The sequence below is a fragment of the Butyrivibrio sp. MC2013 genome (assembly GCF_000424585.1).
Taxonomy (GTDB): Bacteria; Bacillota; Clostridia; order Lachnospirales; family Lachnospiraceae; genus Butyrivibrio.
Window position 1 is genome coordinate 218,559 of the sequence record NZ_AUKE01000006.1, and the last position, 23,225, is coordinate 241,783.

Genomic DNA, 23,225 nt, shown 5'->3' on the forward strand with positions numbered 1-23,225 from the left:
TTGGTCCGTTAAACTCGCAAACGCTTCTTACTTCCAGGTAGTGCTGTAATATTTATCTCTGTACTTCTTGGGAGTCATCCCTGTATATTTTTTAAAGGTATCTATGAAATGACTCTGAGAAGAAAAGGCAAGGTAATTTGCAATATTGGCAAAATCATAATCAGAGTATTTCAGGAGATTCCTGGCCTTTTCTATCTTCTGACTCCTGATATATTCTGAGACAGATACCCCCAGCTCCTTGCTAAAGAGCTTGGAAAGATAAGAGGGTGATACATTGACTTCCATGGCAAGATCCGCCAGCTCCAGCTTCTCATTTACATGCTCATAGATATAATTAAGGCAATGGGTAACAGGCATAGAGAGTGCTGCAGAGCTCTTAAGGAGCTTCATCTTGCCGCAAAAATCCTGGCACATCTGGTCATGAAGAGCTACCACTTCATCAAAACTCTGAAGGGTATCCATCTTGAGAATATAGAAATCGCTGAGCCTGAAGGCCTGTTCCTTGTCCATGCCATTCTCAGCGCAATGTCTGGTGATCAGAGCAGTGGCAGTGACAAAGTGATATTTGATATTTCGAAGGGAATTGTTGGAGAGGACGCCCATGCCTTCAGGATTGGCAAATCCGCCTTCGGCACAATCCTTTCTCACATAATCCATATCTCCCTCTACAACTGCTGCATAAAGATTATATTCTGATGTGAGCGGCTTATGGATGATCTCATTCTCAGTCATCTCATATTCCGCTTCATTCCACTCTTTCTCAATATTCATATCTATCCCCCATCTCCCTGAAAAGACATGACATCAATCTGGTATTTTTTACCTGATGATAATATATTGAAATATGATTTGTCTATAGATTAAATAATTGTGATGCCAGGTGTATAAGGACATCCGGCCAGTCACACCGATATACAGCATGAAGTCAAAATGCTTTACATGCGAGCATGTACGCATTTTGACTTGTTACATTAGCAATCATTATGTATGATATACGGATTGCTTCGTTTCTTCGAAACTCTCGCAATCCTACAAACATTCGGAAATCGCATATTTACTTCGTAAATTGCTTTTTCCTCATGTTTGTTAGGGTCATGAAGTCAAATTGCTTTACATGCGAGCATGTACGCATTTTGACTTATGACTCCTATATCATACATTGTATCAAATTACAAGGAAAGAAAACACATGTTAAACTATAATCTTGACTATTACGCAAATGCAGCAAGACAGCTATCTGCCGAAGGAATTGTATTATTAAAAAACGAGAACAATGCACTTCCTCTGAGCAAAAATGACAAAGTCGCTATATTTGGCCGCGCTCAGCTCAATTACTACAAATCAGGCACAGGCTCGGGAGGACTGGTCAATACCCGTTTTGTATACGGCATATACGAAAGTCTCCTTGAGGAGGATCTGGTAATAGACACCGAGCTGAGAGCAGCATACGAGATCTGGGTAAAAGATCACCCCTTTGATGAGGGAGTGGGCTGGGCAGCAGAGCCCTGGTACCAGGAAGAGATGCCGGTGACCGACAGCCTGGTGGAGGAATCCAGATCCAGATCTGACAAAGCTATTGTGATCATAGGAAGGACAGCCGGCGAAGACAAGGACAACGCCTGCGAAAAGGGGAGCTACATGCTGACAGATGAGGAAGAAGATCTCCTCTCCAAGGTCACAAAAGCCTACGACAGAGTCATCGTGCTCTTAAATACAGGCAATGTGATAGACATGAGCTGGGCTGAGAGATACCAGCCATCTGCCATTCTATATGTATGGCAGGGAGGTCAGATGGGAGGCAAGGGCGTAGCAGATGTACTCACAGGACGAGTATCGCCCTCGGGACGCCTGCCTGATACCATCATCAGATACCCTGACCGCGATATATCAGTCCAAAATCATGGCGACCCAAAGAGAAATGAATACAAAGAAGGTATATATGTAGGCTACAGATACTATGCAGGACAGGATGAGAGCCTGACTGCTTATCCCTTTGGATATGGACTGTCCTACACAAGCTTTACTACTGAGCTGGCAGGAGCATATAAGGAAAATGACCGCTTCAGACTCATAGCAAAGGTCACAAACACAGGTTTTACAGCAGGCAAGAACAGTGTCCTCCTCTACGTAAAGGCCCCTGAAGGGAAGCTGGACAAAGCAAAGAGGGTGCTCTGCGCCTTTAATAAATCACTGACCCTCCAGCCGGGAGAAAGCCAGGAACTGGAACTATCCTTCACAGAATATGATATCTCCTCTTATGACTCAGAGGGCGCAAGCGGGTATAAGAGCTGCTATATCCTGGAAAAAGGCGATTATGAATTCTACCTTGGCGGCGATGTAAGCTCAGCAAAGAAGGTATATAGCTACAGGCAGGATGAGACCATAGCAGTAATGCAGTGCAGCGAAGCCTTTAGCGAAAAGAGCTATAAAGAGCACAGGACCACTGCTAAAAAGCAGGGAGCCCTGGTAGAATACAAGGGAGATCAGAGCTACAAACTATCAGATCTGTATTCACACAAGATCAGCATGGACGACTTCCTCTCCCAGCTGACAGACAAGGACCTTAGGGCAATAGTCAGAGGAGAAGGCATGAGTCCCACTCTTGTCACCCCCGGTATTGCCGGAGCCTTTGGCGGAGTCACGGATAGACTCATGGACATGGGCATCCCAAAGGCCGCCTGCGCAGATGGCCCCAGCGGGATACGTATGGACTGCGGCACCAAAGCCTTTTCCCTGCCCAATGGTCTGTGCATAGCTTCATCTATGAATACAGCTCTGACAGAGTCAGTATTTGAACATTTGGGACTGGAGCTTAGAAAAAACAAGATAGACCTGATCCTGGGTCCCGGTATGAATATTCATAGAAATCCTCTAAACGGCAGAAACTTTGAATACTTTTCAGAAGATCCTCTTCTGACAGGTCTCATGGCAGCAGCCGAGCAAAGGGGGATCAGCAAAGCAGGAGTCAGCGGTACCATCAAGCATTTTGCGCTGAATAATCAGGAATTCAAAAGGACTGAGATTGATGCAATAGTAAGTGAAAGAGCTATTAGAGAAATATATCTTAAGGGCTTTGAGATCGCTGTCAGAAATTCTCACCCCCTGGCTGTAATGACCAGCTACAATATGATAAACGGTCTCTATGCAGCAGGAAATTACGACCTGGTAACAGCTGTTCTTAGAGATGAATGGGGCTTTGACGGTGTAGTCATGACTGACTGGTGGGCTAAGGCTAATGATAATGCGGGGAGCGAAGGTACAAGAGCCAACACCGCAGCCATGGTACAGGCCGGCAATGACCTGTATATGGTAATGCCCTCTCCTGCCGACGGGGACAGCGATGACAGCTCAAAAGCAGCCTTCGAAAGCGACCACAGTATCAGAGCTGCCTACTGCGTAGCTGCCTCACATATCCTCCAAACGCTCATGCGTCTGCCGGCTTTTGAGAGAATGAGGGGACAGGTGTCGGAGCTGGATAAGATGCTTGAAAGTGTGGCAGAACCTGAATCAGACGATAAGACAAGGCATATAGTGATAGAAAGAGATCCTTCTGATAATGCATTCCATCTGGATGATATAGATAATTCCAAAGGCATCTATAATATTTTCGATCTGGAAACAGGCAAAGGAATATTCTCACTAAGCTTTGAGATCAGAGCATCAGGCGACAATCCTGTAGCCCAGCTTCCTCTGTCCATATATCAAAACAATAATCTTCTAAAGACTATTGTCCTGGACGGAAGCCAGACCGACTATATGAAATATCAGATTGATGAAATAAGAACCATCTCCACCAACTCGTACATAAAGATTTACTTTGGCCAGGGCGGAATGGAGATCAGAAACTGCGTACTAAGAGAAAAAAAAGTTTAAAGAAACAATCAAAAAGGAAAAGCCCTAGGCGAGGATTGATTAAACGCAAAATTGATAATCTATGAGCATATATCTGATATAATTTGCTTCAATTTAATATAGCATTTTCCCTCTTTTAATTAGAATAAATATATAAATCATCCATATTTTTTCTAAATAAAGGGGGGCTATATGAAAAGACGACTCATTTCTATCCTGGTCACATCAGTAATGGCTACATCTCTCATCTCCGCCTGCGGTTCTGCGGGCAGCACCACCATTGGCGATGAAGCTACACCAAGATCAGCAACGATTGCAGACGATGGCAAGGTTCTGAATATCTACTGCTGGAACGAAGAATTCAAGAGCCGCATCACAGACCACTACGCAGACTACGAAGAAGTAGATGCTACCCACGGCAAGATTGGCGATGTCTCTGTTGTATGGAACATCACCCCTTCAGATGACAATGCTTATCAGAACAATCTGGATGCCACACTGCAAAAGCAGTCAGAGGCAGCTGCAGACGACAAGGTAGACATCTTCCTGGTAGAAGCTGACTATGCACTTAAGTATGTAGATACAGACTATACAGTGCCTGTAGCAGATCTGGGTATCACAGCCGGTGATGTAGCAGATCAGTATCAGTATACCAAAGATGTAGTTACTGATTCTAATGGTAATCTAAAGGGCCTGTCGTGGCAAGGCACTCCCGGCGTACTCTTCTACAATAGAGAAGCTGCGAGGGAAGTCCTGGGCACTGACGACCCCGATGAAGTACAGCAGTATGTCAAGGACTGGGATACATTCAACCAGACTGCTGAAAAAATGGTGGATGCAGGCTATCATATGACATCTTCCGTAATGGATTCCTACAGAGTATATTCCAACAACGTAACAAGTAAATGGGTTGAAAACGGCAAGATCAATATCGACGACAACATCATGAGATGGGTGGAAGATTCCAAAAAGCTCTATGATATGGGCGCAACCGGAACTCATGCACTCTGGTCAGCAGACTGGTCTACAGGCTTCTATCCTGAAGGCAAGGTATTCTGCTACTTTGGGCCTGCATGGCTCATCAACTTCTGTATGGCCGCTGATACCGAAGGTTCTATTGGCTATCAGGGCGGATGGGGCGCAGCAACCGGACCTCAGGGCTTCTTCTGGGGCGGCACATGGATCTGCGCTGCAAACGGCACAGATAATGGATCTCTTATCAAGGACATCATGCTGACAATGACAACAGATGAATCAGTCCTCAAAGATATCGTTGTAAAAGATGATGATTTTGCAAACAACAAAAACGTCATGAACGAGATGGCATCCAGCTCCGATTATTCCAGCAAGATCCTGGGCGGCCAGAATCCTCTTGGCATGTATTGTGCAGGCGTTGAGAGTATAGATCTCTCCAATCTCTCCAGCTATGACTCCGGCTGTAACCTGGACTTCCAAACAGCTATCACCAACTATTTCGAGGGAAATGCCACTCTTGACGAAGCGCTGGATCTCTTCTATCAGGCATGTGTAGAAAGATATCCCGAACTCAGCTACTGATAAGTTTTACGGCTTACATTCCTTACTGCCTCCCAGCTGCACCGGGAGGCAGTTTTTCAAAGAAAATGCAGCACTATATATAAAATAATCAAGATAACCCACCAACTTTAGGTGGTGGGAATATCTTGATTACGGGTGCGGGGTTATAAGCCCCGTACCCGTAGAACTGCGTCAGCAGTGATTTTATAACGAGCAAAAAGCGAAGCGTTTGCGAGTTTAACCACAAATATATGGTGCAGGCCCTGGCATACAAGCAAAAAATCCAAAAACAGGGCTATTCGGGAGGACATATGAATATCGATAATCGAAAGGCCGTCAGATATAACAGGTGGGGATATATCTTTCTCATCCCTTTTGTAGTAACATATCTGATCTTCAACCTGATACCACTCTTTACTACTTTTTATAATTCACTTTTTGAAAACTATATGTCAGGCCTGACACAGATAGGACCAAGATTTGTCGGCCTGGCCAATTACGTTACGCTATTGTCAGGAGGAGAGCTTTTAACATATGCAGCTAACACAGTGATCATCTGGATCATGGGGTTTATCCCCCAGATACTGATCTCTCTTCTCCTTGGAGCCTGGTTTTCCGATCCCAGCCTGAGGCTCAAGGGTACCAGATTCTTTAAGACTGTGATCTACCTGCCCAATCTGATCATGGCATCTGCTTTCTCCATGCTATTCTTTACCCTTTTCTCAGACGGAGGTCCGGTAAACGGCTTGCTCATGGACCTGCAAATATTATCCGGTCCTTATAAATTCCTGTCTCATGTATGGTCTACCAGGAGCCTGATCGCAGGCATGAACCTGCTCATGTGGTTTGGCAATACTACAATCCTCCTCATGGCAGGTATGCTGGGCATAGATCCCGCTCTCTTTGAAGCCGCCCAGGTAGACGGTGCAAAGCCGCGCCAGATATTCTTTCACGTGACCCTGCCACTTCTACGCCCCATACTGGTGTATACACTGATCACATCCCTTATAGGCGGCGTGCAGATGTTCGACGTACCTCAGGTGCTTACTAATGGCAGCGGTAATCCCGTGAGAAGCTCCATGACACTGATCATGTATCTCAACAAGCATCTCTACAACAAGAATTACGGCCTGGGAGGCGCTCTGTCGGTTATCCTCTTCTTCTGCACAGCCATCCTGAGCATGATGGTCTTTAAACTGTCAGAGAGCAAGGAATAAAGCAAAAGAATCCCGGAAAACAATATAAATCAATAGATTAATGAGAGTAGACTCTTATAAAGCTCTCTATCTTGAAAGGATCCGTATGAACAATAAAAACACAGGAATGATCACGGGGATCAGACTTCGCAGGATCATATGCTATATAGTACTGACTATCATAAGCTTCCTATGCCTCTTCTGGTTCTATGTGCTCTTCATAAATGCCACAAGGTCACATTCCCAGCTGACCACCCAGGGCTTTAGTGCCGTCCCGGGGCAAAGCCTTCTGCAGAACTGGATACATCTGGCAGAAGGTACTATCCCCATTGTCAGAGGCATGCTCAATTCCCTCTTCGTAGCCAGCTGCTCGGCTATCCTATGCACTTACTTCTCAGCCATGACAGCCTATGCAATCCATGCATATGATTTCAAATACAAGAAGTTCATCTTCACTTTTATCCTTATGGTGATGATGATCCCCACACAGGTAAATGCACTGGGATTTATCAAGCTGCTGGACAAGCTCCACATGGATAACAGCTACTGGGGGCTGATACTACCCTCTATTGCAGCACCCATAACCTTCTTTTACATCAAGCAGTATATGGAGAGTTCCCTTCCCATATCACTTGTGGAAGCAGCCAGGATAGACGGCTCAGGTGAATTCCAGACCTTTAATTTCATCGTAATGCCCCTACTAAAACCGGCACTTGCTGTACAAGCCATATTCGCCTTTGTAGGCAATTGGAACAATTATTTCACCCCTGCCCTGATACTCCATGACAGCAACAAAAAGACCCTTCCCATCCTCATAGCCCAGCTAAGAGGAGCGGACTTCCTGAAATTCGACATGGGCCAGGTATACGTGATGATAGCATTCTCCATCTTCCCGGTCATCCTCGTATATCTGCTATTATCCAAGCACATCGTGGGCGGAATCGCCCTTGGCGGTGTAAAGGGATAACTCACTAAGGAGTCATTGGGGACGTAACAGGTTGACTCATTGCATGCAATGAGTCAATCTATTACGTCCCCAATGACTCTTATTCATAACCTATAGGAGCACCTGTGATATCCGCTATCTTCACGCTGATGTCAGGACGCTTCTCCACTATATACATACGACAGTCTGTAAGAGACCAGGTATTCTTCCTCCATATCATGCCGCCCCTTAGAATGTCATCTTCTCTCACCAGCTGATAGGAATAAATAGCTCCCGTAGCAGGATTCTCCACATTCAGGTAGTAACTGTTTCCGGCGTCAGCGTCTGATATCCTGCAGCTGACCCCTATCACCTGATAGCTGTCAGTCTCCCTTGCAGTCTCTACATTCATCACCAGATCAGTAATATCCCCTCTATCCGGCTCCTCTTGTGGGGCCTCTACAGGCGCCATATAGGAGACCCAAAAGGCATCTGTTCCCGGCAGTTCATCTACTATGGAGGCAGATACATAGGGATTGTAATAATCGCACAGATAGCCTATCCATACATTCCCATATTCCGAATAAATATCAGGCCTGGTGATCATATTTATGACTATGTCATCTGTGCTGCCTATTCCCCTTGCCAGCAAGTCTCTCCCTCGCCCCAGGTTATAGCCCGCGCTGTCAGAGAGCTTATTGGACAGATAGTCAGGAGCAGGGCTCGACCAGACATTATGGCAGGAATAGTACATATCAGGAGCCACATATAGTATGTCCTTATTACTATCAATATGATCCAGCAGCTCTGCCCTGTCAGCTGCAGTCACTTTAGCTATGGGCAGTTCGAAATGATGCGACCTTACAGTAGTCACGCCTGCTACGCTAATGGCCAGGATCAGTATAGCCAGCGATATATATATCCGGTATCCTGCAAGATTAACACCACCCACATTTTTCCGTAACTCCCTCCAATATGCTATTAGCTGCAAAAAGAGTACCATGCACAATATCACCACTCCGCCTATGACCCTCCAGACGAAGCGGTCCAGATATACAAAGAAAAAGCCTGATGCTGCAAGCACCATTAGAGATATCATAAGAGATATAATGGGAGTTGCAAAACCAAATATCAATACAGATGCTGCAAAGAGCAGTACAAGGAGTAATATTACTGCCTTGTGATCGGCAAGCACCGAAATAAAGCTCTCAAAGCCTGCATGTGAGGGTCCTCTGTAGGAAGCGGCTACGCCTAAGGTCTCAGGCGTAAAGTGGCTGCTGTCTATGATGTAATAATTCTGCACCATACCATACCAGCTGCCTGTAAGGCCTGCTGCATCAAGGCCTTCCTTCATATCTTCATAATCAGGGTATCTCTCCTGATAATCGTAGACTTCTCTTGTCAGATCAAAGGTCTCTTCAAAGAAAGCGATGTCAGGATCTGCAGCCTTATATAGCCTATGGGAGCCATAAGATAAGATCACAGCGATCAGGAGAGTGCAAAAGGGCACTATCATGTAGTACAAACCTCTTCCGGAGCATATTGGTCTAAGAGGATTATCTAAACCGTGCAAGTCCTTACTATCAGACTGAGCAGCTCCCTTATCTAAACGAGCCGTATACAAAAGGGATAATAAGCGAAGGAATAGTATGAGCCCTGCAAAGGGAATGCACAGAAGCATAGCATCTTCTCTCAGGCTCCCTGCCAGGAGAATATAGAGCATTCCCACCGCAGCTGCAGCGATCCGAACGTAACCAGCGGCGAAATGCCAAAGGGTCATAAGAAGGGATATTCCCGCAGTTCCCAGGAGCATAGCTGTTTGAGTGAAATTGATCTCTATGGCGGGAGCAGCCTGCCAGGTGATAAGCCCTGCCATAAGTGCAGGGACCAGCCCCTTATAGCCACCAAAAGAAAAGCTTACAGACAGCATTATGATAAAGATGGATGAAAAGATGGCCCAGATAGAAAAACAAGTCCACCAGTTAACAGCAGGAAAGAGCCTGTAAAAAAGCTTTAAAATAGCTCCAATGCCCACAGAGATAGAATTAAAGCCGGGATCAGCGCCCGCCATAGACAGATATTTGGCTATACTGCCATCCCCCGCACTGGAATACACAGGCGCTGAAAATATAAATAACACCATTAAAATCAGACTAGTGCCAAGCGGCAGCCAAAGTCTCACCCAATTTTTCTTCATATCTTCCCCCAAAACATCATTCGATCAAAATACGCAGATATTCACCCTATTCCCTGAGAATACAACCTGCTCTTTAAGCTCAAATTCCTTCCAGTCCCTGCCCTCAAAGCACTCCTGATAGAGCTTGTCATCCATATCAACATGCTTGTACTGCCTTCCCTCAAGGGAACCTGCAATAGAAGTAAAGGATGAACAATACTGGAGAAATGCCCAGGTATATCTGTCATAGCAGCGCTTATTCACTGTACTCTTATTAAAAAAGACTCTACTGTAAAAGTCTTTTGAGTTTTTATCCACAACTACAGCCATCTCATCAACAGTATTGCCTGTGCCCAGCTCGTAATCCCTGATATAGTCAAATATCTGTTCAGCATAAATATAATCAAGAGATTCACTTAACAAACGATTCTCTATAACGCACTGGATAAAAAAGGCATTAAAGCAAACTGTTATGATGACAAGAGCATACGAGGCAGTTTCCACCCAGTTGCGAAGCAATGAAGCATCGGAATAAAAGATCAGCACCAAAAGGAGCATAGCCTGCATAAAGGTAAAGGGTGTGATCAGACGAACTTCAAAATTCTCAGGATGTACAAATATCTGAAGAGAAAAGCTGCAAAGGATCATGACCAAAAGATATAGCAAAAAGGTAAAAATATCAGCTATCCTGCCCCTTTTAATACTAACGCAGGTCACAAGAAGCGCAGCTGCCAGTAATAGTATAAGGGGCAGATGCAGCTCGGGAGTCAGGTTCAGGCTGCTGGCAAAGGCATCGTGGAGCTGGCCTGTATATGCACGAATGAGCTCAGAAGGTGACATTGTGACCAGCACTTCCTTGGCAGGATTACCACCAAAGCCCATACGATTAAGCACTGCCAATATCCATGGCCCCGTCATATAGTTGAGAAGGAAAAGGGCAGAGGGCGTTCCTGCATAGAATAAAGCTCTGCAAAACATCCTCTTGTCCATATGTCCCTTATAATAGAAATAGACATAGCTGATCATGACTATGACAGCGGTAAGGCAGGTCACCTGATAAGTAACTGATACCATGCAGAAGGCTATCAGCCCTGTTATATACCTCTCTTTGGAATATAGATAAACGCCCAGAGCCATGAAGATAAAGGACATGGCAAAAATGTGCATGCTCTCAGTATAATAAAAGAATTCGCAATTAAGCACATTTAAAAAAGCCACCGTAAAGGCCAGCCTGTAAATGTGTACTCTTAGAGAAAAATGCTTTCTAAAGCTAAACTCCTTAAAATCCACATCAAAGAACAAAGGCCAGAATGCTATCTGCAAAAGGGTAAGAGATAGTGCAAATGAAAAGATCAAAAAAATAAGAGACGGTCTTAAATGAAGAGCAGGAAGAAATCCTGTTTTATTAAAAATACCTTCAAATACAGCAGACAGCCAGCGATAGTTTTCAAGTCTGGCACGAAAGGTATCATCAGGAGATATGGCTCCCCAAAGAGTATCCCCATTGGCAAAGATACTACGGTAAAAACCGCCAAAAACCATAAAAAGAATAACCATATTGGTGAAGCAGAGCTTGATATAGCTGCTGTAAGAATCATAGAGTTTTCTTAATAATATACCCTTTGTAGCCTGTGATATCTCTTGATCATACTTAGCTGTCATAACTTTTTCCATCCTTCCCACCACATATTAGCATATGTAGATATATTATCCAAATAGTAAGGATCAGGGCTTTGAGTCATCATGAAGATGTGCCGTGGGAAGATTCCATTTGTAATGCATGGCCAGGAATCGGACCACCACTATGGATATAAAGCCAAGGAGAGACGCCATAAGCTCATTGCCGCTATAGCGCCAGATAAGAGCCGTGATAACAGCTCCTGCTATACATGCCAGAGCATAGACGTGCTTGATAAGAACAGCAGGTACTCTGTCAGCAAATACATCCCTAAGGATCCCTCCCCCGATACCTGTGATGACACCAAGGAAGACCACCAAAAAGAGATTATCACCATGAGCAGATCTGATAGCGGTAAATGCTCCATCTACAGTAAATGCTGCCAGTCCCAGTGTATCCAGCCAAAAAAGAAGGGATTCGTATACAGGAGTGATGCCCTTGGGAACAGGGCGCCTTAAATACATCACAAGAAAGGCTATATTGGCTGTCACAAGTGCTATCACGGTATATATGGGATTCACAAACATGACAGGAGGTGTATTGTCCAGTATCAGATCCCTGATAAGTCCGCCACCGGTGGCCGTTACCAGCGCCAGGAGATTGATCCCGAATATGTCCATATCCTTCCTGGCTCCTACCACAGCTCCCGATATGGCAAAGGCTACGATACCGATATTTTCTATAAACATCATCAAAGGCGTATTCATATCATTCCCCCAACCTTGTCACAATTACATGGATGTAATTTGACATGTACAGAAGTGCATGGATGCACTTCTATGTCATTATTACAAGGATGTATTTTGACATGTACAGAAGTGCATGGATGCACTTCTATGTCATAATTAACAAGATATATCCTTGTAGCACTCAGGTCTTCTGTCTCTAAAGAGTCCCCAGGATAAGCGGTCACGTCTGATCTTGTCAAAATCATATTCCGCATAGATTATGGCCGCGTCGTCTCTTGAAGCCCTGGCAAGTATTTCTCCTGTCTCATCAGCAAGGAAGCTATTGCCATAAAAGCACAGCGATGACTTCTGTCCTCCATTTTCAGCAGATGGCTTCACATATTCCGTTCCTATCCTGTTGGCTGCTGCCACAGGTACTATATTGGCCGCAGCATGGCCCTGCATGGTCCTCATCCAATGTCCTGAGCTGTCTACGTCCAGGATGGGCTCAGAGCCTATGGCAGTGGGATAGAGGATGATATCAGCGCCGCCAAGGGCCAGGCACCTGGCAGTCTCCGGAAACCACTGATCCCAGCATATACCTATTCCCACGTTGCCATACATAGTCTTAAATACCTTAAAACCTGTATTACCGGGCTTAAAGTAGAACTTCTCCTGATAATAATGATCGTCAGGGATATGGGTCTTACGATATCTACCAAGGATACTACCGTCTGCATCTATCATGACCACAGAATTATAGAGTTCATTGCCGTCTCTCTCATATATACTTACAGGCACTACAACCCTTAGCTCTCTGCACAGCTCTGCAAAATAACTTACTGCAGGATTCTCTGATACAGGACTTGCCAGATCATAATAGTCATACCTGCGCTCCTGGCAAAAGTACCGGCGCTCAAAGAGCTCTGACAGAAGGATGATCTGCGCCCCCTCTGCTGCCGCATCCCTTACCATCTTCCCGGCAGTCTCAATATTTCTTCTGACCTGTTCTTCATCAGAGGCAGCTGCCTCACCGCATGCAAACTGTATGCATGCCACCTTTACCAATTCAGGCATGATATCCATTCTCCTCTATTCTTATATCTCATAAATACCCGGCATAAAGCACAAGGCACATAAAGCCGCAAGCAATTACCGGAAAACATATCACCTGGCAGCCGGCAGCTGCTGTGTAATACAGTGGATATTTCCTCCGCCCAGGAGGATATCCCTTGCGGGGATCCCTATGATCTCCCTGTCCGGGCACAGCCTTTTAAGGCAGTTAACAGCAGCCTTATCACTCTCTGCATTATCTCCGCCAAACTGGGGTAGCAGGATAGCTCCATTAATATAATAATAGTTCACATAGCTGGCCGCCAGTCTCTCTCCCAGTTCTCTCTCGTCTTCGCCCTCTTCAAATTCATATCCTGCCAGGTCATCCTCGCCTATGCATATAGGATGCTCAGGGATATAGAGCTTATGAACTTTTAGTTTTCTGCCTTTAGCATCAGTCACACCGGTTAGGTATTCATGATCAGCATGAGACATGGCATACTGAGGATCAGTCTCATCATCCGTCCAGGCCAGTACTATTTCTCCGGGAGCAATAAAGGCAGCTACATTATCCACGTGCTCATTGGTCTCGTCATTGTATATTCCATAGGGGAGCCAGAGGACCTTCTTAGCACCAAGATAACTCTTCAGCTTGTCCTCTATCTCTTCTTTGCTCATAGAGGGATTACGGCCCTTGCTAAGGAGACAGGCCTCTGTCACCAGGATAGTCCCCTCTCCGTCAGAATGAATAGAGCCTCCTTCCAGGACAAAGGGATCGGCATCATAGATATCTATACCCCTTTTCTCGCAGAGCTTCATGGGAATGGCATCATCACGCTCCCATGAGGCATATAGTCCGTCCACTTCGCCTCCCCAGGCATTGAATCTCCAGTTAATGCCTCGGACACCGCCATCTGCACTCCTGACGAATGTAGGGCACACATCCCTGGCCCAGGCATCATCACTCTCCATAGATATCAGCTCTGCTCCGGGATAAGGGCTTACAAGCTCAGCTTCTATAGCAGATATCAGCCGGGAAGCCTCTGTCATATGCTCATCATCAACCAGGAGTATGAGCTTCTCCCTCTTCATGATCTCTTTATATATGGCAGCCATAGATTTAAGCGCGCCGCTCCTGTCTACTCCCCAGCTGCCTGCGCGAACAGGATATATCATAATAGTAGCATAATGTTTATCATATTCTGCGGGCATATAGCAGGAATCCTCTACCGGCAGAGTATCTCTTATTATTTTCAAATCTTTTCCTTTCGTTTATAGCCTGCATTTAAAATCTTCATATCCAAAGCTTCTGATCATGGAAGCATCGCCGTCCTCTTTCAGGAGCATGATAGATGGGAGAGCCATGCCGTTGAAGGTATTATTCTTGACCATGCTATAGATAGCCATATCTTCAAATACCAGCCTGTCTCCTATCCCGATCTCTCTGTCAAAGGAATAATCTCCTATGATATCTCCTGCCAGGCAGGTCCTTGACGAGAGCCTGTAAGTATATGGCTTCTCTCCGGGCTGACCGGAGCCTTTAAGCGGCGGCCTGTAAGGCATCTCCAGCACATCAGGCATATGGCAGGCAGCTGATGCATCCAGTATGAGTACCGGATACTTGTCAGTCCTGACAATGTCCATGACTGTGGTGATCAGATAGCCAGCGTCAAGGGCTATGGCTTCGCCCGGTTCCAGATAGACCCTGATACCATACTCATCTCTGATATAGGACAAGAGGCTCACCAGTCCCTCTATGTCATAGCCTTCCTTTGTGATATGGTGGCCTCCTCCCAGGTTGATCCAGCTGATAGCAGGACCATGGCCGTTTCCGGGGAAGAAGCGCTTAAAGTCCTTTTCCACCTTTTGAAAGGTAGCTTTAAGGGGCTCAAAGCCCTCTTCGCAAAGGTTATGAAAATGGATACCTGTCACACCCTCAGGGAGCTCATCCGGCATATCTGCATTTCTGATGCCCAGTCTGGAGCCGGGGGCACAGGGATCATATATCTCATGAGAATCTTCTGCCCTGTATTCGGGATTGATCCTGAGAGCGACATTTAGACTTCCTGCAGCTGCAGCAGGTTCCCATACGCTCCTGTGATGTTCCAGCTGCGTCATAGAATTAAAGACTATGTGATCACATATATCACAAAGCTCTGCCATTTCATCATCCTTAAAGGCAGGCTCAAATACATGATTCTCAAGGCCGTCTCTTATACCCATCATCTCTTCATGAGCCAGCCTTGCCTCATATATGCCGGAAGCTGTAGCTCCTGTGAGATACCCTGCTATAAGGGGATATGTCTGATATATGGAATAAGCCTTTTGAGCCAGGAGGATATGGGCTCCTGATCTGTCCTCAACGCTTTTTAATATTTCAAGATTATGCCTTAGTTTTCCTTCATCTATCAGATAGGAAGGGGTCCTGATATCTTCTATTCTCATGTATTATGCTTCCTCTAAAATACGCTTCATCCTACTGATCCCAGCAAAATGAAGCGCAGTTATAATTAGTGTTAGTCCACAAGGACAGGATTCTCATCCACTACCCAGGGAAGTCCGAATTTATTTAACATATCCATATAAGGATCGGGATCAAACTCGTCTGTGGTATACACACCGGGCCTCTTCCACTGACCGGAGAGTACAAGAGCTGTACCTATCATAGCAGGCACGCCTGTAGTATAGCTGATAGCCTGGCTTCCCAGCTCGCGGTAACACTCCTGGTGATCACATACATTATAGATGTAGAGGGTCTTTTCCTTGCCATCCTTGATGCCCTTAAAGATACAACCGATGTTGGTCTTGCCCACAGTCCTGGGTCCCAGGCTGGCGGGATCGGGAAGAAGAGCCTTGAGGAACTGGATGGGCACGATCTCATGTCCTTCAAAGTTCACAGGACTGGTAGAGAGCATACCTACGTCTTCCAGACATCTCATATGATCCAGATAGGACTGGCCAAAGGTCATAAAGAAGCGGATTCTCTTAATCTCAGGGAAATTTCTGCCCAGAGCCTCGATCTCCTCATGGTGAAGAAGGTACATATCCTTCATACCAACCTGAGGGAAGTCATATTCTCTCTTGATCTCCATGGGCTTTGTCTCGATCCAGTGACCATCCTCCCAGTAGCTGCCGTTGGCCGATACTTCACGGAGATTGATCTCAGGATTAAAGTTGGTAGCAAAAGCATATCCATGATCGCCGCCATTGCAGTCCAGGATATCTACGGAATGGATCTCATCGAAATAGTGCTTTTTAGCATAAGCTACAAATACGCTGGTAACACCGGGATCAAAGCCGGTTCCCAACAGGCCTGTGATACCGGCCTCCTTGAACCTGTCCATATACTCCCACTGATAGCTGTAGTCAAAGTATGCTGTAAAGCCCTTTTCCTTGCATCTCTTCTCATAAGCAGCGCGCCATACAGGCTCATCTGTATCCTCGGGCTCATAATTGGCAGTATCTATATAGTCTACCTTGCACTCCAGGCAGGCATCCATAATGGTCAGATCCTGATAAGGCAGAGCAACGTTGAGCACTGCATCAGGCTGATAATCTTTGATCAGTCTGATGAGATCATTTAGATCATCTGCATTGACCGAGGCAGTTGTGATCTTAACAGGGCTTCCCTGCTTTTCAAGCTTATCTTTAACTGCATCGCACTTGCTGACAGTACGGCTTGCCAGGCACATCTCAGTGAATATCTCGCTGTTTTGTGCGCATTTCTGGATAGCTACCTGAGCAACACCGCCGCATCCTATAACCAAAAGTCTAGACATAGTATTTCTCCCTTCTATCTTTATTGATGATCACATTATCTTGACATAGCTTCTTCTTCCTGAAGCAGATCCTCTACATATTTGGGCAGCATGAAGGCTCCCTTGTGAAGATGAGTGGTATAGTACCAGGTCTTGATCCCTCTCTCATCCCATCTGTCGGGGTTAAAATCCTTGAGAGGATGGTACTTTTTGCTGGCAAAACCAAAGAGCCAGTAGCCTGCGGGGCAGGTAGGGATATGGGCCTGATATACTCGATTGACAGGGAATACCCTGTATGCCTTTCTATGCATAGCCCTGCAGCTCTCCTCGTCCTCATCATAGAAGGGGCTGCCGTGCTGATATACCATGATGCCGTCATCGTGCAGAGCCTTGTAGCAGCTGCCGTAGAATTCCTTGGTAAAAAGCCCTGCCTCATGTCCCAGAGGTTCAGTAGCATCATTGATGATCAGGTCATACATATCTTCGCACTTTCTCAGGTATTTCAGACCGTCCTGATAAAAGATGTGTACCCTGTCATCCTCAAGGCCAATGGCATTGTCAGGAAAATACTGCTTGCAGACATCCACAAACATGGAATCGGGCTCTACCACATCTATGACCTTGATCTCGTCATAATGGGTCAGCTCTCTGGCTACTCCCCCATCTCCGCCTCCCAGCACCAGTACGCGCTGGACCTTGGGATGCACTGCCATAGGTACATGGACGATCATCTCGTCATAGGTAAATTCATCTTTTTCAGAGAAGATGATATTACCGTCTGAAGCCAGGAACTTGCCAAACTCCGGAGAGTCAAACACATCTATTCTCTGAAATTCACTGGTACCGGAAAAAAGCTGCTTGCTCAGCCTGATACTGATCTTCACATTTCCGGTATGCATATCACTGAACCAATAATCCATCTCTGCCATTGTTTTTTCCCTTTTCTTTGTATGATAATCCGGGTATAAATTCATATTCGATTTCGACTGGGCCCGAATAGAAACGACTTTTGCCCCTTACGTCATTTCAATACAAACAGCTCTGAAATATCTTCGCTCTCAGGGCCCTGCATGGAGCAGCCCTTTTCCATAGCAGTCAAAATGTATTCCAGGATGTCCTCTGTTATCATCTCTCCGGGAGACAGGATCGGGATACCCGGAGGATAGCACATGACTGACTCGGCACTGATGCGCCCTATTGTCTGCCTGATGGGCAGGGACTCTTTTTCTGCATAGAAGGCTTCCTGGGGAGTAGCCTTGACTATAGGCGTCACATATTCTGCGGAAAAGAACTGCTGTTCAGGCTTACTGTAGAGCCTTCTGATATCTGCCAGTGCTCCTGCCAGACGCTCGATATCCTGGATCCTGTCACCTATGGATATATATGCCATAACATTGGACAGATCTCCAAATTCCATCTGTATATCGTATTCGTCCCTGAGCAGGTCATATACTTCAATACCTGTAAGGCCTATTTTTCTGGTGTTCACCACCAGCTTGGTCTCATCAAAATCAAATATGCTGCCGCCGTTTTTAAGTTCGTTGCCATAAGCGTAATAACCGCCTATTTCGTTGATCTCCTCTCTGGCATACTGAGCAAGGCCTGTCACCTTCTCAAAAGACCTTCTGCCGTTAAGAGCCAGATTCCTCCTGGAGATATCAAGGCTGCCAAGGAGCAGATAGCTGGCTGATGTGGTCTGGGTCAGGTTCACTATCCTGCTGATATAGCCTATATTGGCGCCTTCGCCGCAAAGGAGTATGGAGCTCTGGGTCAGGCTTCCTCCTGACTTGTGCATGCTGATAGCTGCCATATCTGCCCCTGCTGCCATAGCATTAAGGGGAAGATTAGGGCCAAAATACAAATGAGTGCCGTGAGCCTCATCTACCAGGGCCTTCATGCCGTTTCTGTGGGCCAGGTCCACTATACTCTTTAGATCGGAGCATATACCATAGTAGGACGGGTTATTGATAAGGATAGCCTTGGCATCGGGATTATCCCTGACTGCCTTCTCCACGTCTGCTATCTCCATGCCAAGAGGTATGCCCAGTCCTGTATCCACCTTGGGATCAATATATACAGGAACAGCCCCGCAGAGTATCAATGCATTGATAGCGCTCTTATGCACATTCCTGGGCATGATTATCTTCTCGCCATGCTTTACATTGGACAGGACCATAGCCTGTACAGCACTGGTGGTACCGTTGACCATCATAAAAGCATGTGCAGCACCAAAGGCATCTGCCATAAGCTCCTCAGCTTCCTTGATAACGGAAACGGGATGACATAGATTATCAAGGGGCTTCATTGAATTAACATCAATACCTACACATCTCTCTCCAAGGAAACTCACAAGGTCCGGATTACCCCTTCCTCTCTTGTGACCGGGAACATCAAAGGGTACTACCCTCTGCTTCCTGAATCTCTCCAGCGCCTCATATACAGGCGCTCTCTTTTGCCTATCTTTTTCCAATACTATCCCCTCCATTGCGGAGTCTGTGCTATATCCGGCAGTGTCACGCCGGCCCCTGACCCCGCCGGCATTAAGAGCAAGCAAGTGATAAATACTATATTGCAAAATACCTGTCACCATGATGCTATTATTGCCAAACGTGCGAAAAGGAGTGGCATGTCTCCCTGACATGCTACCCCTTTATATTATCAAATTAGCAAGCTAATCATACACTATATTAATAGGTGCGTCAAAAGGAAATAGTCATTCCTCTCCCCTGGTCAGCATGTACCCATTATCCGCATCCAGGCCTGCCATATCCACTATCTTGTCAGTGCGGCTGTCATATACCAGGATGTTGATGCCGTTTGTCACTGCCTTGCGAGTAAAAGTGTCTGCAGTAATAGTGCAGGATATAGCGCCGTTATCAGAATTAGAACTACTCCTTAAGCGGAAATCATGGGAGCCTGCTGTCAGGTAATACTCGTCATTTTTAGAAGCATTTTTCCAGCTAAGCTCTCCTGCCTGCAGGCAGAGGACGCCTCCGTCTATATCAGATGGGATGCCGATCCTGTCAAGGACATATCTAAGGTCCGGAACATTTACATCTCCATATTCACCATCAAAGGATATGAAGAGTGTGTAGAAGGGATTCCTGAGCTTATCTGCATAGGCTGCCAGGTCTGTGATCTCTGTCAGTTCCTGATCATAGATCTTTTGTCTGATGTACTCCGCATCTCTCTCCCATGAGCTATATCTCTCATCTCCCCTGCGGTCGGGGATATCATAGTGCTCCGTGATATATGCACCGATATAACGGCTAAACTTGGGCGTTCCTCTGAAATTAAGATGACCTATATCCGCCATGTCAGTAGTATAATCAAGACCTATATCCGATACCAGGTTATTGCAGTTGATAAAGGCAGCCCCGTATTCAGAGGCTATCTCACCGGCCCTGTTAAAAGCCATCTGCTCTTCTACAGTGATACCTGCAAAGGGAGACATCACTATCAGAATAGGTATATCCCTGGATTGTGCCAGTTCTATGATCCTCCGATAGTATTCTTCAGACTTCTCAAATAAGGGCCTCGTGTCCGTGATAGCCGCGGCATCTATAGATTCCAGGCTTTCAGTTGATATACTGCAGCCAAAGCCCTTCCAGTCTGCATAAAGAGGATCCCCCTGATCAGGCTCAAAATCTCCCCTTTCCAGTTCTCTATACCTGGTATGGTACTGGATATATTCCAAAAAGAACTCCTTAAAGCGTTCAAGAGGCGCACTGGTCCTTAGGGACTCTATCTTATCAGCTGACAATTTCAGTCCAAAGTTATTTTTGATGATCCTCTGGTCATCACTGTATTCATAGTCAAGCGCTACAGAGTAGCCTTCCAGAACTATAAGACGGGGAGTCTGTGTCTTTAGAGCTTCCTTCAGATAATAATAGCTGTTCCAGGTGGGCTGTATACTGGCTCCAAGAACAAAGCCTGCCATCCCGTATTCATCCCAGAGGGTGCCTGTATTAAAGTCTTCAAAAGCATGACTGCTACCCACAAAGAGCACATCTACGCTGTTATCCTTTTGCTCATAGAACTTTTTAACACTATAAATACCATCGCCGTATTTAAACTTAAATATTCCATTCCAGGCTGTCAGCACCAATACCAATACCAGCAGGAAGGCCGTTATTCTTATAGCAGATTTTTTCAATTTATTATCCTCGCAAAATAAATGATAAATATGCACTGCCATCTCGTTAATTCAATGATGACACCCTATGTCTGCTCATATCTCCCACCCGCTAAAATTGGAAGTATATAAACTGCTTGGCATCAAAGGCAGGGCCGTATTTACCAAAGGTCAGGATCATGAGTATAAGGCCTATGATCACCAGCCATTCAAACCAAAGGTTCTGCTCCATCAGGAATTTGTCGATAGTCATCTTCTTTTTTTCCCTGATAAGGTCCACCAGGAACAGTATAACAACTGATACTATCAGTATATTCATCTCAGGGCGCTTAAGTCCCAGCGTGTAGAGGCCGTCATTAAAGAGGACCCAGGGATCGGGCCTTGATATGATCCTGCCTAGATATATAAAAGCATCCGTGATAGTCGCAGAGCGAAAGAATATCCAGGAGAAGGTGACAACCAAAAAAGCAAATATGCTCTGCCAGAGCCTGTGGCTAAAGGTATCTGTCCTGACATGAAGGCGCAGAGCCGCCTTTTGCCTAAGAGGAAGCGTCAGATCCTCGACCACACGAAAGGCTCCATGGATGGCTCCCCAGAGGATATAGGTCAGATTAGCACCGTGCCAGAGGCCGCTTACAAGGAATATGATCATGACATTGACCATAGTCCTGGATTTGCCCTTCCTGCTGCCGCCCAGGGGGAAGTAGAGATAATCCTTGAACCAGCTGCTAAGAGATATATGCCACCTGGACCAGTAATCCTTGATACTGGTGGCAAAATACGGAGCATTAAAATTCTCCATGAGCTTAAAGCCCATAATGCGGGCTGCGCCAATAGCGATCATGGAATAACTGGAGAAGTCGCAATATATCTGTATGCCAAATACAATTAGGGCAAGGATCAGTTCTACAGAGCCATAGATCCTGTAATTATTAAATACCTTATCTGCCAGGATAGAAGCCCTGTCTGCAATGACCATCTTCATAAAGAGGCCATATACCATGAGTATCGCTCCTGAAGTAACTGCCTTAGCATTCCAGACGCATATCTTCTCAATATTTCTGATCTGTCCCAGAAGGTTACGGGACCTCTCAATAGGGCCTGCCACCAGTTGAGGAAAGAAGGATACGAAGAGGGCGTATTTGATAATATTCCTCTCTGCTTCCACGTCTCCTCTGTACACATCTATGATGTAGCCCAGAGCTTGGAAGGTGTAAAAGGATATGCCCACAGGCAAAAGAAAGCCGAGCCTTGCCCCAATCCTGACGGTCCCAAAATGAGACAATATAAGATTCAGTGTGTCTATAGCAAAATCCGCATACTTAAATAAAAACAGTATGGCCAGATTAACTATTATACAAGCTGCCAGTATCAGCTTCTTGTGCTTCTCAAAGCGCCTAAACATCAGCGCACTAAGATATGTGGCAATGGTGGAAAAAGCTATAAGGAGCGCATATTTGGCATTCCAGCTCATATAGAAATAATAACTGGCAGCCAGGAGAAATACAGCCCTTAGCTTTTTGGGTATCACAAAATAGACAATAAGAACTATGGGAAAAAATATGGCAAAATCTATGGAATTAAACTGCATGATCTATCCTTTCAGCAGAAGTATTCTATGTATAATCTTATCTTAATCGTTCACAGCTATTTATTTTATGAGGTAGGTGTCAAAAGTTCCTTTTGACACCTTATGACTAACGGATTGTTCCGTTTCTTCGAAACTCTCACAATCCTAAAACATTCGCAAATCCGCACTACGTGCTACTTTGCTCATGTTTTGCGGGTCATAAATTCATATTCGATTTCGAGCAAGCTCGAATCGAAATGACTTTTGACCCTTACGTCATTTTATCATCCGTATTTGAATGTCACAATATTCCTGCCTTAAAAGCCAATGCATTAATCGCTTTATAGGTTACTGTTCAGACCCTAACTTGACATTCTAACCTAACGATAAAAATACATATGAAAATTTGAGAAAACCCAGAAAAAATCTAACTTTTTTGGGTTTTTCTATTGCATTTTACATCGTTATGATATATAATATAAACGTAACGATGTTACAGAAAGGAGCACCCCCATGGGAATAATAAAACAACTTGATAAACGAACAGGAATAACCTATGTCTACGAATCCAAGGCATACTGGGACAAAGAAAAACAGCAGAGCCGGGCCAAGCGTACTCTTATCGGAAAGATAGATCCTGAGACGGGTGAGATGATTCCGACAGATGGGAGACACAGA

At 45.4% G+C, this 23,225-nt stretch carries 16 protein-coding genes; 4 read left to right on the forward strand and 12 right to left on the reverse strand.

Annotation, left to right across the window (positions count from 1 at the left end; all coding sequences use genetic code 11):
- Nucleotides 1-27 precede the first annotated feature (27 nt).
- Complete coding sequence (locus G636_RS0104580; RefSeq protein ID WP_026507073.1) at nt 28-771, reverse strand: helix-turn-helix domain-containing protein; 744 nt, start codon at nt 769-771, stop codon at nt 28-30.
- A 417-nt stretch (nt 772-1,188) separates the two neighbouring features.
- Between G636_RS0104580 and G636_RS17310 the strand changes: the two genes are divergently transcribed.
- The 4 genes from G636_RS17310 (at nt 1,189) to G636_RS0104600 (ending at nt 7,551) form a co-directional block, all read left to right on the forward strand.
- Nucleotides 1,189-3,873, forward strand: a complete 2,685-nt coding sequence (locus tag G636_RS17310; RefSeq protein WP_035778750.1) for a glycoside hydrolase family 3 protein — start codon at nt 1,189-1,191, stop codon at nt 3,871-3,873.
- A 171-nt stretch (nt 3,874-4,044) separates the two neighbouring features.
- Complete coding sequence (locus tag G636_RS0104590; protein WP_026507074.1) at nt 4,045-5,409, forward strand: ABC transporter substrate-binding protein; 1,365 nt, start codon at nt 4,045-4,047, stop codon at nt 5,407-5,409.
- Between the two features lie 290 nt (nt 5,410-5,699).
- Nucleotides 5,700-6,605 carry a carbohydrate ABC transporter permease gene (locus tag G636_RS0104595; protein ID WP_026507075.1) on the forward strand — a complete coding sequence of 302 codons (906 nt, stop codon included), beginning with the start codon at nt 5,700-5,702 and terminating at the stop codon, nt 6,603-6,605.
- An 85-nt stretch (nt 6,606-6,690) separates the two neighbouring features.
- Nucleotides 6,691-7,551, forward strand: coding sequence for a carbohydrate ABC transporter permease (locus G636_RS0104600; protein WP_026507076.1), 861 nt, complete (start codon nt 6,691-6,693; stop codon nt 7,549-7,551).
- A 79-nt stretch (nt 7,552-7,630) separates the two neighbouring features.
- Here the strand turns inward: G636_RS0104600 and G636_RS0104605 are convergent, their stop codons facing one another.
- The 11 genes from G636_RS0104605 to G636_RS0104655 all read right to left on the reverse strand — a co-directional run bounded on the left by G636_RS0104605 (nt 7,631) and on the right by G636_RS0104655 (nt 22,568).
- Entirely contained in the window at nt 7,631-9,706 is a 2,076-nt protein-coding gene (locus G636_RS0104605) for a hypothetical protein (RefSeq protein WP_026507077.1), read from the reverse strand.
- Between the two features lie 24 nt (nt 9,707-9,730).
- Nucleotides 9,731-11,359, reverse strand: coding sequence for a glucosyltransferase domain-containing protein (locus G636_RS0104610; RefSeq protein ID WP_155832320.1), 1,629 nt, complete (start codon nt 11,357-11,359; stop codon nt 9,731-9,733).
- A 51-nt stretch (nt 11,360-11,410) separates the two neighbouring features.
- Nucleotides 11,411-12,070: a trimeric intracellular cation channel family protein gene (locus tag G636_RS0104615; RefSeq protein ID WP_026507079.1), complete on the reverse strand. Its 660-nt coding sequence runs from the start codon at nt 12,068-12,070 to the stop codon at nt 11,411-11,413.
- Nucleotides 12,071-12,208: 138 nt separating this feature from the next.
- The gene (gene aguB / locus G636_RS0104620) at nt 12,209-13,108 is read right to left on the reverse strand and encodes an N-carbamoylputrescine amidase (protein ID WP_026507080.1); all 900 of its coding nucleotides are present in this window, start codon (nt 13,106-13,108) and stop codon (nt 12,209-12,211) included.
- A gap of 90 nt (nt 13,109-13,198) precedes the next feature.
- Nucleotides 13,199-14,341, reverse strand: coding sequence for an agmatine deiminase (gene aguA / locus G636_RS0104625; protein ID WP_026507081.1), 1,143 nt, complete (start codon nt 14,339-14,341; stop codon nt 13,199-13,201).
- 15 nt (nt 14,342-14,356) lie between these two features.
- Nucleotides 14,357-15,529 (reverse strand): carboxynorspermidine decarboxylase, encoded by a 1,173-nt coding sequence (gene nspC / locus G636_RS0104630; protein ID WP_026507082.1) that lies wholly within the window; start codon nt 15,527-15,529, stop codon nt 14,357-14,359.
- 71 nt (nt 15,530-15,600) lie between these two features.
- The gene (locus G636_RS0104635; protein ID WP_026507083.1) at nt 15,601-16,863 is read right to left on the reverse strand and encodes a saccharopine dehydrogenase family protein; all 1,263 of its coding nucleotides are present in this window, start codon (nt 16,861-16,863) and stop codon (nt 15,601-15,603) included.
- 35 nt (nt 16,864-16,898) lie between these two features.
- Entirely contained in the window at nt 16,899-17,762 is an 864-nt protein-coding gene (gene speE / locus G636_RS0104640; RefSeq protein ID WP_026507084.1) for a polyamine aminopropyltransferase, read from the reverse strand.
- A 101-nt stretch (nt 17,763-17,863) separates the two neighbouring features.
- Nucleotides 17,864-19,312 carry an aminotransferase class I/II-fold pyridoxal phosphate-dependent enzyme gene (locus G636_RS0104645; protein WP_026507085.1) on the reverse strand — a complete coding sequence of 483 codons (1,449 nt, stop codon included), beginning with the start codon at nt 19,310-19,312 and terminating at the stop codon, nt 17,864-17,866.
- Nucleotides 19,313-19,555: 243 nt separating this feature from the next.
- Nucleotides 19,556-20,998, reverse strand: a complete 1,443-nt coding sequence (locus G636_RS17315; protein ID WP_051226524.1) for an SGNH/GDSL hydrolase family protein — start codon at nt 20,996-20,998, stop codon at nt 19,556-19,558.
- A gap of 91 nt (nt 20,999-21,089) precedes the next feature.
- Nucleotides 21,090-22,568, reverse strand: a complete 1,479-nt coding sequence (locus tag G636_RS0104655; protein WP_026507086.1) for an MBOAT family O-acyltransferase — start codon at nt 22,566-22,568, stop codon at nt 21,090-21,092.
- Nucleotides 22,569-23,225: the final 657 nt, after the last annotated feature.

Bases quoted from the DNA above. Each gene is read 5' to 3' on its own strand.
- G636_RS0104605 (WP_026507077.1), bottom strand. From the start codon at position 9,706: ATGAAGAAAAATTGGGTGAGACTTTGGCTGCCGCTTGGCACTAGTCTG.
- G636_RS17310 (WP_035778750.1), top strand. From the start codon at position 1,189: ATGTTAAACTATAATCTTGACTATTACGCAAATGCAGCAAGACAGCTA.
- G636_RS0104600 (WP_026507076.1), top strand. From the start codon at position 6,691: ATGAACAATAAAAACACAGGAATGATCACGGGGATCAGACTTCGCAGG.
- aguB (WP_026507080.1), bottom strand. From the start codon at position 13,108: ATGCCTGAATTGGTAAAGGTGGCATGCATACAGTTTGCATGCGGTGAG.
- G636_RS0104635 (WP_026507083.1), bottom strand. From the start codon at position 16,863: ATGTCTAGACTTTTGGTTATAGGATGCGGCGGTGTTGCTCAGGTAGCT.
- speE (WP_026507084.1), bottom strand. From the start codon at position 17,762: ATGGATTATTGGTTCAGTGATATGCATACCGGAAATGTGAAGATCAGT.
- G636_RS0104590 (WP_026507074.1), top strand. From the start codon at position 4,045: ATGAAAAGACGACTCATTTCTATCCTGGTCACATCAGTAATGGCTACA.
- G636_RS0104655 (WP_026507086.1), bottom strand. From the start codon at position 22,568: ATGCAGTTTAATTCCATAGATTTTGCCATATTTTTTCCCATAGTTCTT.
- nspC (WP_026507082.1), bottom strand. From the start codon at position 15,529: ATGAGAATAGAAGATATCAGGACCCCTTCCTATCTGATAGATGAAGGA.
- G636_RS0104580 (WP_026507073.1), bottom strand. From the start codon at position 771: ATGAATATTGAGAAAGAGTGGAATGAAGCGGAATATGAGATGACTGAG.
- G636_RS0104615 (WP_026507079.1), bottom strand. From the start codon at position 12,070: ATGAATACGCCTTTGATGATGTTTATAGAAAATATCGGTATCGTAGCC.
- G636_RS0104610 (WP_155832320.1), bottom strand. From the start codon at position 11,359: ATGGAAAAAGTTATGACAGCTAAGTATGATCAAGAGATATCACAGGCT.
- G636_RS0104595 (WP_026507075.1), top strand. From the start codon at position 5,700: ATGAATATCGATAATCGAAAGGCCGTCAGATATAACAGGTGGGGATAT.